Source organism: Azospirillum sp. B506, from assembly GCF_000333595.1.
In the GTDB taxonomy this organism is placed as follows: domain Bacteria; phylum Pseudomonadota; class Alphaproteobacteria; order Azospirillales; family Azospirillaceae; genus Azospirillum.
On sequence record NZ_BADK01000827.1, the window covers coordinates 1 to 10,363 of the forward strand.

The following is a 10,363-nucleotide window of genomic DNA, read 5'->3' on the forward strand; positions in this document are numbered from 1 at the left end:
GGTGGTGGCTGACATCACGGCGACCCGGCAATTCGACATCGAAGCGAAAAACATCCGCCTGCCGGACTATGATGCCACCCGCGCGGCCTATTTGAAGCAGCGGCGGGAACGCTGCGCCCAGCCGATCGAGACACCACCGGCAAAAGGGCCGGTTTCGGCTCCTCCGTCGCTCGACCGGACGCCTCCGGCCCGGGGGCGCTCGTCGCCCGGAACGGCCTTCCCCGAAGACGACCGTCCGGGGCCGCGCAAGAGCCTTTCCGTCCAGCGGGCATACACGGTCGCGGCCCGATAAGCGGGGCTGCACACGCCATCGAGGAACAGCCACATCACCGCTCTTTAGCAGGGTGCGGAAAAGCCATTTTCCTGCTGCGGCCGGGTTCTTTCCGGCAATCTCGCGTCAAGACCTTGCAAGATACCACCAGTATCTTGCTTCGGACTTTCCTAATCTTGCCAAAAGCCCCCTCCCTCGCGACGCAAAAGCCTTTTTCCGCACCCTGTAGCGTCCCTCCCGACGAACTGCGCTGGGTTTCGGGATTGACAGACCGGTCAATTCCCCAAATACCCTCAGTATATCTGGAAGATTGATCAAAATTTCTTGTGATCTTAGCCGCTCATTGCCGAAATAATCGCTGTGCGACTACGATATTTATTATGAACAGCGGTCATCGCAATCAATTTTTATTGATTTTATTTGTAAATTGAAAATCAACAATGATTTTATACCGGAAATTGGAAGCCTGATAGGGGTTGTCCGAATTGACCCCTCCTCTCCTTTATAAATAATATCATTCATCGGTCGTTTAAACACTTAAACAATTACGCCGGAGGCAAATGATAATGCCGTTAGATTCAAATTTTTACTGAAGACCTTCTTTCTTTTGTCGGCAATTTGTTATCGGCGATCTCTTTTGAAAATTTCTCCGCACGTTGAAAAAATGTCCTAAGGGAGGCGAAGCGCTGTGACAGAGCCAACTGAGCAGGGATCGGCACCGAGACTTGCCACCAGACTTGCCCCATGCGCGCGAGGACCGGTGTCGTTTCGGAACGGCGTCGCCGGTGCCATTCTGACCGTGCTGATGACCGTCGCCCTTGCCCAGTTCGCCTCGCCGTCCTGGGCGGCAACGGACGCATCTCCTGCCGCAGCCGGCGCCCCGCCCGCTACAGCCGCATCGTCGCCACCGGCCTCCGACGGCGCAACGCCGCCTCCCGCCGCGCCGGCACGACCGAATGGGCCGACCGAGGTGAAGGTGGGCATGTACCTCACCCAGCTGCTCGATTTCGACATGTCGAAGCGGTCCTATTACGCCTCCTTCTGGCTTTGGTACCTGCACGACAACCCCGAATACGATCCGCATGCAACGGTGGAAATCGCCAACGCAAAGTCCGACAGCGTAAAGTTCGCCTCGCTCGATACCAGCAAGGGAATCCGCTGGCAGCAGGAAAAGCACGGCGCGGTGCTGGCGGAGGATTGGGAGATCACCCGCTTCCCCTTCGACCGGCAAAAGCTGGTGATCATGGTCGAGGATGGCCAATCGGACACCAACCGGATCCGCTTCGTCGCCGACAGCAAGAACAGCCGCATCGATCCGGCCGCGACCGTGCCGGGTTGGACCATCGAGGGTTTCGAACTCTCTGCCCAGGACGTGACCTACAACACCTCCTACGGCGACCCCACCCTGTCGGAGGACAGCGTCTATTCGCGGGTGGTCGCGACCATTACGGTGAAGCGGCAGGGAATCCGTCTGCTGTGCAGCCTGTTCGTCGGATTCGGCGTCGCGTTCCTGCTGGCCCTGCTCACCTTCTTCCTGGATTTCGAGTCGATGGCGGGATCGCGGATCGGCCTGTGCGCTGCGGCGGTCTTCGCCGCGGTCGGCAACAAATATGCGCTGGACGGCTATCTGCCGCCCGCCTCGACCTTCACGCTTGCCGATGTGATCGTCAGCACGACCTTCGCCTCCATCCTGCTGGCGGCGCTCGCTGTCGTCCTGATGCAGTTGACCCACAAGCGCGCTCCGCGTTTCGCCCGCATCGCCAACCTGCTGCTGTGTCTGGCGACCTTCGCCGGATACGTCGGCGTCAATGGCTATGCCGTCGCCTCGGCCGCCTGACGGAACGGTGGAGACGACCATGACCGCCCCGCTCCCGATTGCCGGTTCGACGGCGCTGCGGCCAGCCGCTCAACCGGCGACCGTGACCGTTCTCGTCGCCGGGCAGCATGTCGCCGTGCCGGCAAGCCGGGTGGCGGCCGTCGATCTGGCGGTTCCCGCCGCACCGGTGGCGTTCGCTCCGCGCGGTTACGAAGGGGTGGTCTTCACCCACGGTGTGGCCGCCGCGCAGATCGACCTCGGTGCCCGGAACAATGGACGACCGGGTGCCGGCCGATGGAGCCTGCAACTGGACCACGCGGCCGGGCCGCTGTCCCTGCGGGTCGATGAGGTCAAGACCGGCGAGCGGGACTTGGAGGAGCGGGACTTGGAGGAGTGGGACTTGGAGGAGTGGGACAGGGCGGAGCCGACCGACGGCGCTTCCCTCTCCATCGATCCGGACGATCTGCTCGGCGGTCTGGCCACCACCGGACCGCGGCAGGCAGCAACGGCGCCGGGCGATGCGGACCGGGCAACCGAAGAGTTGGATGTGCTGTTGGTCGCCGGTGGCGGGCACCGCGTCGCCATTCCCGCGACGCTGGTCGACGGTGTCGGCCGTCCGGACGGATTTCTGACCGCGCATGGCATCGCCCACCGTCAGATGGTGATGCTGGACGGCGACCTGCTGCCGGCCCACTCCCTTGCCCGCTGGCTTGGGGATGGAACGCCTGGGAGCGACAGCTGGGCATTGCGACTGCGCACGCCCGACGGGACCATCGCCCTGACGGTCGCCGAACTGTTCGGCCTGCACAGCCTGCCACGCCGGGACCTGGTCGCCGTCGATGCCGATGGTGAAACCTCCCTGTGGTGGCGGGACGGGGCAGGCAACCGCCCGATCCAGGTCGTTCATCCGGGTGCCAGCGGGTTCCTGCCGATCGAGCGGCCGGCGGCACGCGAAGCGGTCCGCACGGCCGTCCAGCCCCTGTCCGCGCCTTCGGCAGGCCATAGCCATGTCGCGATGGCGGCCGGTCCCGTGGTCCTGGTCGCACCGGCCGCCATGGTGCGGGAGGTGAGGGAAATGCCTTGCCCCGACGACCTCCAGCGGTCGCGCCGCCCCGGATCGATCCCCGTCTTCGACATCGACACGGCATTCGGGGGCACGAGCGGGCCGGCCGGCTGCGTGGTGCTGAAGCGCGACGGCCAGCGCCCCATCGCCCTGCTGACGGGACGGATCGAAGCGGCGGATGGCGGCTTCGGCTGGCATGCGCCGCCACCGCTGCCGCATGCGATGGCAGCGCTGGCCGGGGCGGTCCGTCCGTCCATGACCGGAAAGCCGGTTCTGGACTGTCTGGTACGGCCCGACGCCTTCCGCCGTCCATGGCGGGCGGACCCCGGAAATGTCGTCCGGACGGCCATGCGGGCGTCATTCGCCGGCTGGCTTTCAAATTGGTGAGCGGACCCTGCAGGAGTGCCCCGGCGCAATGTTCAAGAACCTGAAAATCGGCAAGAAGCTGGCGGTCCTGGTGGTCGTCCTCAACGCCTTCACCGCCATCATCGGCCTCATCGCCCTGCATGGCATGAAGTTGGGAAACGACGCGCTCGACACGGTTTACAATGACCGGGTGGTGCCGCTGCGCGATCTGAAGATGATCGCCGACCTGTATGCGGTCAACATCGTCGATATGGCGCACAAGGCCCGCAACGGAAATGTGCCCGCCGAAACCGCATTGACCGCCATCGACGCCGCCCGGGCCGGGATCCGCGAAAAATGGCGGGCCTATCTGGCGACCTATCTGGTCGAGGAGGAAAAGGCGCTGGTGGCGAAAGCCGAGCCGCTGATGGCCGACGCCGACCGCGCGGCCGACCGGCTGCGCGGCATTCTCGCTGCCGGCCGCTCCGAGCGGCTCGACCGCTTCGTCATCGACGAGCTGTATCCGGCAATCGAGCCGGTTTCCGATGCGATGTCGGCGCTGATCGAGTTGCAGCTGACCGTCGCCAAGTCGGTCTACCAGCAGAACGATGCCCTGTACGATCTGACGGTCCGCCGGACCATCGGGTTGCTGATCGGTGCGGTGCTGGTCGGGGCGGCGCTCGGGGTGGCGATCATCCGCTCGATCACCGGACCGCTCGGTCAGGCCCGCGATGTGATCGACCGCATGGCGCGGGGCGATCTGACCGTCACGGTCGCCGACGACGGCCGCCGGGACGAGATCGGCCATATGCTGCGCGCGACCGCAGGCATCGCCGCGACGTTGAAGGCGGTGGCTGGGGACCTGCGCGACCTGATCGAGGCGGCTCGCGGCGGTGCTTTGTCCGTGCGGGTGGAGCCGGAACGCCATGCCGGTGAGTTCGCCGTTCTGGTGCGCGGCGCCAATGAACTGGTGGAGGTGCTGACCACCCCGCTGTTCGAGGTGGCTTCGGTGATGGCGCGGCTGTCCTCCGGCGATATCCGTGGCCGCATGACCGGGTCCTACGAAGGCGACCTCCGGGCCCTGAAGGCCAACGTCAATCGCAGCATCGACGCGCTGGCCCTGCTGCTCGACGAGATCTCGGGCTTCGCCGGGGCCCTGGCCCAGGGCGATGTGACCCGAACCGTCGACGGTGCGCACCAGGGCGACTTCGCCGCCATCAAGAACAACCTGAACAGTGCGGTCGAGCAGCTCGCCACCGTGTTGCGCGCGGTGAACGGCTCCACCGAGCAGGTCGCCACATCGGCAACGGAAACCGCAGCGGCGGCCATCGACGTGTCGCGTCAGGCGGCCGGTCAGATGATGACGCTGACCGACGTGTCGGGCGCCATCGAGCAGACCGCCGCCGCCATCGGCGAGATCGCCCGCAATGCCGAACGCGGCAGCACCCTGGCGCGCGGCACGGCCGACCTTGCCGAGGACGGGCAGCGAACGCTGATCTCGCTCAGCCGGGCGGTCGATGGCATCGCCGAGCGGACGGCGGGAATCGAGCGGATCAGTGCCCTGATCGCCGGGATCGCCGACAAGACCTATGTGCTGGCGCTCAATGCCGGGCTGGAGGCGGTCCGGGCGGGAGAGAGCGGCCGCGGCTTCGGCCTGATCGCCGCCAAGATCTCGTCGCTGGCCGAAGACGTCACCGCCGCCACCCGTGACATCGGCACGCTGGTGCGCGAGGCATCCGCGGGCGTGGAATCCGGCGTGCGGGCCGCCGGCGAGGCGGCGGAGGCGATCGGTCGCATCGTCGAGGCGTCGCGCGACAGCGGCACGACCGCCCAGTCCATCGCCGCCGCCATCGACGAGCAGAACGCGATGGCCAGCCTGCTGAAGGATCGGGTCGAGCAGCTTTCCATGACCGGGCAGGCGACGGCCGGCGCTGCGGAGGAGATCTCCGCCACCATGGCCGCACTGACCGATATGGCACAGCGCCTGAAGGCGGAAACCGCCCGCATCCGCACCGCCTGACGACAGCCGCACGCGACAGGGAGGAGTGGGGAAAGCCATGAAGGAAGGGTTGCGCCGCGCGGCCGGCAAACTGACCGCGCCGTTCCTCATCACGCTGGTGGTGCTGTTCGGCTTCTATCTCGGCGGTGACAGCTTCCAGGGCTTCGGGCTGGCCGCGATGGACAGCACGCGCCGCGTGCTGAAATACGTGCTCGGCGTTGCCGCCTTCCTGTCGCTGGCCGTGCTGGTGCAGCGGATCGTCCAATATGTGATCTTCGACGGCATCGTCGCGTCCACCACCGGGTCGCCGGTGCCGAAACTGCTGAGCCAGATGTCCGGTCTGGTCATCTTCGGCATCGCCGTGTCCGCCTGCGCCGGCATCGTGTTCGAGCAGGATCTGACGGTGCTGTGGGCGGCGTCCGGCGTCGCCGGCCTCGTGCTCGGCATGGCCCTGCGCGAGTTGCTGCAGGACGTGTTCGCCGGCATCGCCCTCAACATCGACCGCGCGATCCGCATCGGCGAATACATCCAGATCCACCGGTCGGGCGACAGCAAGATCAGCGGTCAGGTGCTGGAAATCAGTTGGCGCACCACCCGTGTGCGCGACTTCATGGGCGATCTGGTGATCTTCCCCAACAGCAAGTTCAGCGCCTTCACCATCACCAATTTCAGCCAGCCGGAGGCCAACAGCTTCCGCTTCGTGACCCTGACGCTCGACGCGCGCGTGCCGCTCGCCCGTGCCACCCGCATCCTCCAGGCGGCGGCACTGGAGGCGATGACCGGACTTGCCGGGCCCGACACGCCGGTCCCCTGGGTCGAGGTCAAGTCGATCCGGCTCGAAGGCGTGGAGTACGCCATCTTCTACAAGGCGGAATGGCGTCATCTCGGCAACGCATCGCCGATGATCCTGCAGACGGTGCTGACCCATCTCGCCTTCGCCGGGCTGGAGACCGCGACCGTCCTGGCCGACGGCCCATCCGGTGCGGACGGCGCGTTCCGGCAGGCCGGCGGCGCCGGTCCCGACACCGCCGGTCTCGCCGCCCTGCTGCGCGCCACCGCTCTTTTCCGCGGGGTGGGAGATGCGCCGCTGCGTCTGCTGGCGTCCCACGCGACGATGCGGGAATTGCCGGCCGGACAGGTGGCGATCCAGGCGGGAGAGGCCGGAACCTCGCTCTATCTCGTGCTGGAGGGGCTTCTGTCGGCGGATGCCGGGCGCCGGTCGGTCCGCGATCCGCTGCCGCCGACGCTGCGCCCCGGCGACCTGTTCGATCCCGCCATCCTGCGCGGCGAAGCCCATGGCAGCACCGTGCGTTGCCGCACGCCGGTCCTGCTGTGCGAATTCGGCCCCGACGCCCTGCAATCCCTGTTCGGCGCCGGTGCCGGTACGATGGAGCGGGTCGCCCGCAATCTCGTCGCCGGCTCCTCCAACCGGTCCAACGAGGATGAGGAACGGATCGCCGACACCCTGCGGCAGATGCGGCACCTGTTTCCCGCCCCCGTCGGACGGCAGGGCTCAGGCATCGGCCCGGTCGCAAACACCGGCTGAAACCGCCGGACAACCGGTCCCACCGGTCAAATTCAACGAAAACGCCAGAGAAGAGGTGACACCATGGATCCCATTTCGCTCGCGGTCGCCTTCATGGCCGCCTTCGGCATCATCTCGACCGATGCCGTCCTGCATGCCGACAGCGTCGCCGTCAGCCTCTACATGCCCGACGAGCTGTCCAAGGGGACCGCGAAGGGTGACGTCATAGAGGACATGTTCATCGCCAAGCTGCAGGAGATCGGCGACACCAAGTCCTATTTCGGCAGCCCGAGCGTGCGCTCGACCAAGGCCAAGACCATGGGGGCGGTGCTGGCCAAGACGCTGAAGCTGGAGGATATGACGGCCGCCGTTCAGCACACCTTCGGCATGAAGACGGCGACGGTGAACGGCAGCTTCGCCAAGGACGAGAAGGAGGGCAAGCTCCAGCTCGTCGCCATGGTGCGCGACCCGGACGAGCCGCCCTTCCCCGTGATCGTCAAGCGCAAGGATGGCGAATCGCTGCCCGACATGATGGGCCGCGCGGCACAGGAGGTGATGGAGCATCTCGCCCCCTATGTGACCGTGGTCTACGCGCTCCAGAACGCCGACCGTCAGCACGACTACACCGAAGTCGACGAGCTGATCGCGCGCGAGCTGAAGACCTACGCCTCGAAGACCTACTACCGGGAACGGGCCAGCATCCTGAACATGGCGGGCATCGTCGCCCTGCACAAACAGAAGCCCGACGAGGCCGCCCGCCTGTTTGAAGAAGCCGACCAGACCGACCCTGCCCTGCTGTTCCCCCGCGTGAACCGCGCCTTCGTCATGCTGGTGAAGGACGACGAGAAGTCGGTGGAAACCTATCTGAAGCCGGCGATGGAGTCCGCCCGCTATCAGCGCGCCTACACGCTGCTCGCCGCCGGGGATCTGGTGCGCGCCGGCGCCTTCATGGCGACGGGCCGCTACGATCAGGCCATTACGGCGCTCGACGATGCCGAATATTGGGATCCGACCAGCGCCCTGGTGCCGTCGCTGCGCGCCGAACTGTGCACGGAGCGGGGAGACGTGGTGTGCGCACAACGCAACCAGACGAAGGCCCGCGCGAACCTTGACAACTTTGAAACCTACCCGGAGGTCGCGAGCCTTTATTACCACATCTCCTGGCGCAAGGGTGAACCGCTGAAGCCCAGCGATCTGCGCCAGGATCTGGCCAAGCCTTCGGCGGCACAGCCGACGCCGGTCAAGGTGTCGAACGCCACCACCGCCAAGTAAAGGCACGGGATGAGTTGACCCAGCAAGGCAGGAGCTTCGGAAAGCCGGGGCTCCCGCCGCTGTACGTGAGATTTACGGCGTGAGAAGGCGGCGGTGCCGCAAGTCGTCCATTGTTTTTCCGGTGCAGCATAGGAATCATAGGTAAAACGAAGCCGCGCCGGCAAATGAGGGGACGCCACAATGAACGGAGCCGACACCGACCCAACCGACATGTCCGCCGATCTGCCGGACACACCTGACCGGGAGCGGCGATACTCCGCCCCGGCACTGGAAAAGGGATTGGACATCCTGGAATTCCTGTCCGAGTGCCGAGAGCCCCAATCCTTGCAGCAGATCGGCGACGGGGTGGGACGGACCAAGGGCGAAATCTTCCGCATGGTCTCGGTGCTGGCGCAGCGCGGCTATATCGAGCGGCTGGAGGGCGATGACCGCTTCCGCGTCACCGACCGGCTGTTCCGCCTGGGGATAAACCGGCCGGTCAACCGCTCGCTGATCGAAATCGCCCTGCCCTTCATGAACGCCTTCGCCGAGAAGACCGGCTATTCCTGCCATCTTGCCGTGATGTCCGGCACGCAGATCGCAGTGTGGGCGCGGGTGGAGAGCACCAGCCACATCGGCTTCACGGTGCGCATCGGCTATCGGCAGCCCTTGGTGCTGACCGGGTCCGGCCATTGCCTGATGGCCTTCATCGGCGCCCGCCGCCGCCATGCCCTGTATGAGGAATTGCGGCGGGAGGATCCGTGGATCGACCTCGACGCACTGGACCGCACGCTCGACAGCATCCGCGCCGCCGGCCATGTCGCCCGTCCCAGCGGCATCACCGAGGCGGTGGTCGATCTGTCCTGCCCGGTGATCGACCGGCGCGAAGGCGGCGCCGTCGCCGCCCTGACCTGCCCCTACCTGCGCACCCGCCAGGTCCCGAAGGAGCCGGAAGAGATCCTCGCCGCCCTGGACGACGCCACTCGGCGTATATCGGAAATCTTTTCGTTGGACTGACGGATCGATTTACAGGCGCAACAGCGATGTGTATATAAAACATACGATCCGCGACGCGGATTGCGTCAACCGCGATGCAACCGGCGCACTCCAAACAGGCCGGACATCGAGTTGGGGGAAACGCATCGCCATGACCGCCAGACTGCAGGGCAAGACCGCCACCGCCGCAGCACAGGGGATGGCCCGTGCCGCCGCCCTTGCCTTCGCACTGGATGGCGCCGGCGTGGTGGCGACCGACAGCTGACCGGCCCCCGACCGCTCTTGCCCGGCCTCGCCCCGATGGCGCGGCACAGGAGCGGCGGCTTGCCCGATACCCCGGTCAGACGACAGTGCCAACCGAACCGGATGGGGAGGTGCAATGCAGCAGGCGTCGCTCGACACGGCCCCCGGCCGGTTTCCGCGTCAGTCGGCGGGAACCGAGCTGCTGCGGCTGGACGACATCACAAAGCGGTTTCCCGGCGTGCTGGCGCTGGACGGCGTCGGCTTCGACCTGCGCCGGGGCGAGGTCCATGCGCTGTGCGGCGAGAATGGGGCCGGCAAATCGACGCTGATGAAGATCATCAGCGGCCAGTACCAGCCCGACAATGGCACCATCACCTACAAGGGCGAGGTCCGGCGCTTCGCCTCCTCGCTCGACGCCGAACGGGCGGGCATCGCCATCATCCACCAGGAACTGAACCTCGTCCCGCATCTGAGCGTGGCCGAGAACATCTTCCTGGCACGGGAGCCGAAACGCGGCTGGCCCGGCAAATTGTTCATCGACCGCGACGCGCTGCGCCGGCAGGCCCAGTCCTGCCTCGACCGGCTCGGCGTCGATATCCGCCCCGATGCCCCGGTGAAATCGCTGTCGGTCGCCCAATGCCAGATGGTGGAGATCGCCAAGGCACTGTCGCTGAACGCCGAGATCGTCATCATGGACGAGCCGACCTCGTCCCTGACCGAATCCGAAACCGCCCTGCTGTTCCAGGTGATCCGGGACCTGCGGGAGCAGGGGGTGGGGATCGTCTACATCTCCCACCGGCTGGACGAAATGGCGCTGATCGTCGACCGGGTGACGGTGCTGCGCGATGGGCGTA

Annotated in this window: 7 protein-coding genes and 1 pseudogene; all 8 read left to right on the plus strand. The window is 66.0% G+C overall.

Annotated features, from left to right (window positions below; genetic code table 11):
- Positions 1-292 (plus strand): annotated as a pseudogene (locus I71_RS25730) (vacJ-like lipoprotein); the annotation flags it as partial.
- Positions 293-1,031: 739 nt separating this feature from the next.
- A complete protein-coding gene (locus I71_RS25735; RefSeq protein WP_083897404.1) occupies positions 1,032-2,108 on the plus strand; it encodes a hypothetical protein in 1,077 nt (358 codons plus the stop codon).
- Positions 2,109-2,127: 19 nt separating this feature from the next.
- Positions 2,128-3,537 (plus strand): chemotaxis protein CheW, encoded by a 1,410-nt coding sequence (locus tag I71_RS25740; protein ID WP_042700600.1) that lies wholly within the window; start codon positions 2,128-2,130, stop codon positions 3,535-3,537.
- A 28-nt stretch (positions 3,538-3,565) separates the two neighbouring features.
- Positions 3,566-5,515, plus strand: a complete 1,950-nt coding sequence (locus tag I71_RS25745; protein WP_042700602.1) for a methyl-accepting chemotaxis protein — start codon at positions 3,566-3,568, stop codon at positions 5,513-5,515.
- Between the two features lie 37 nt (positions 5,516-5,552).
- Positions 5,553-7,040, plus strand: coding sequence for a mechanosensitive ion channel domain-containing protein (locus tag I71_RS25750; RefSeq protein WP_042700606.1), 1,488 nt, complete (start codon positions 5,553-5,555; stop codon positions 7,038-7,040).
- A gap of 63 nt (positions 7,041-7,103) precedes the next feature.
- Positions 7,104-8,291, plus strand: a complete 1,188-nt coding sequence (locus I71_RS25755) for a tetratricopeptide repeat protein (protein WP_042700608.1) — start codon at positions 7,104-7,106, stop codon at positions 8,289-8,291.
- A gap of 180 nt (positions 8,292-8,471) precedes the next feature.
- Complete coding sequence (locus I71_RS25760; RefSeq protein WP_199902257.1) at positions 8,472-9,287, plus strand: IclR family transcriptional regulator; 816 nt, start codon at positions 8,472-8,474, stop codon at positions 9,285-9,287.
- Between the two features lie 358 nt (positions 9,288-9,645).
- Positions 9,646-10,363 (plus strand): ATP-binding cassette domain-containing protein (locus tag I71_RS25765; protein ID WP_042700611.1); only part of this gene is annotated, 718 nt, incomplete at its 3' end.

What these genes read in the sequence shown, in the direction of transcription:
- I71_RS25740 (WP_042700600.1), top strand. Translation starts at nt 2,128, where the DNA reads ATGACCGCCCCGCTCCCGATTGCCGGTTCGACGGCGCTGCGGCCAGCC.
- I71_RS25745 (WP_042700602.1), top strand. Translation starts at nt 3,566, where the DNA reads ATGTTCAAGAACCTGAAAATCGGCAAGAAGCTGGCGGTCCTGGTGGTC.
- I71_RS25750 (WP_042700606.1), top strand. Translation starts at nt 5,553, where the DNA reads ATGAAGGAAGGGTTGCGCCGCGCGGCCGGCAAACTGACCGCGCCGTTC.
- I71_RS25755 (WP_042700608.1), top strand. Translation starts at nt 7,104, where the DNA reads ATGGATCCCATTTCGCTCGCGGTCGCCTTCATGGCCGCCTTCGGCATC.
- I71_RS25760 (WP_199902257.1), top strand. Translation starts at nt 8,472, where the DNA reads ATGAACGGAGCCGACACCGACCCAACCGACATGTCCGCCGATCTGCCG.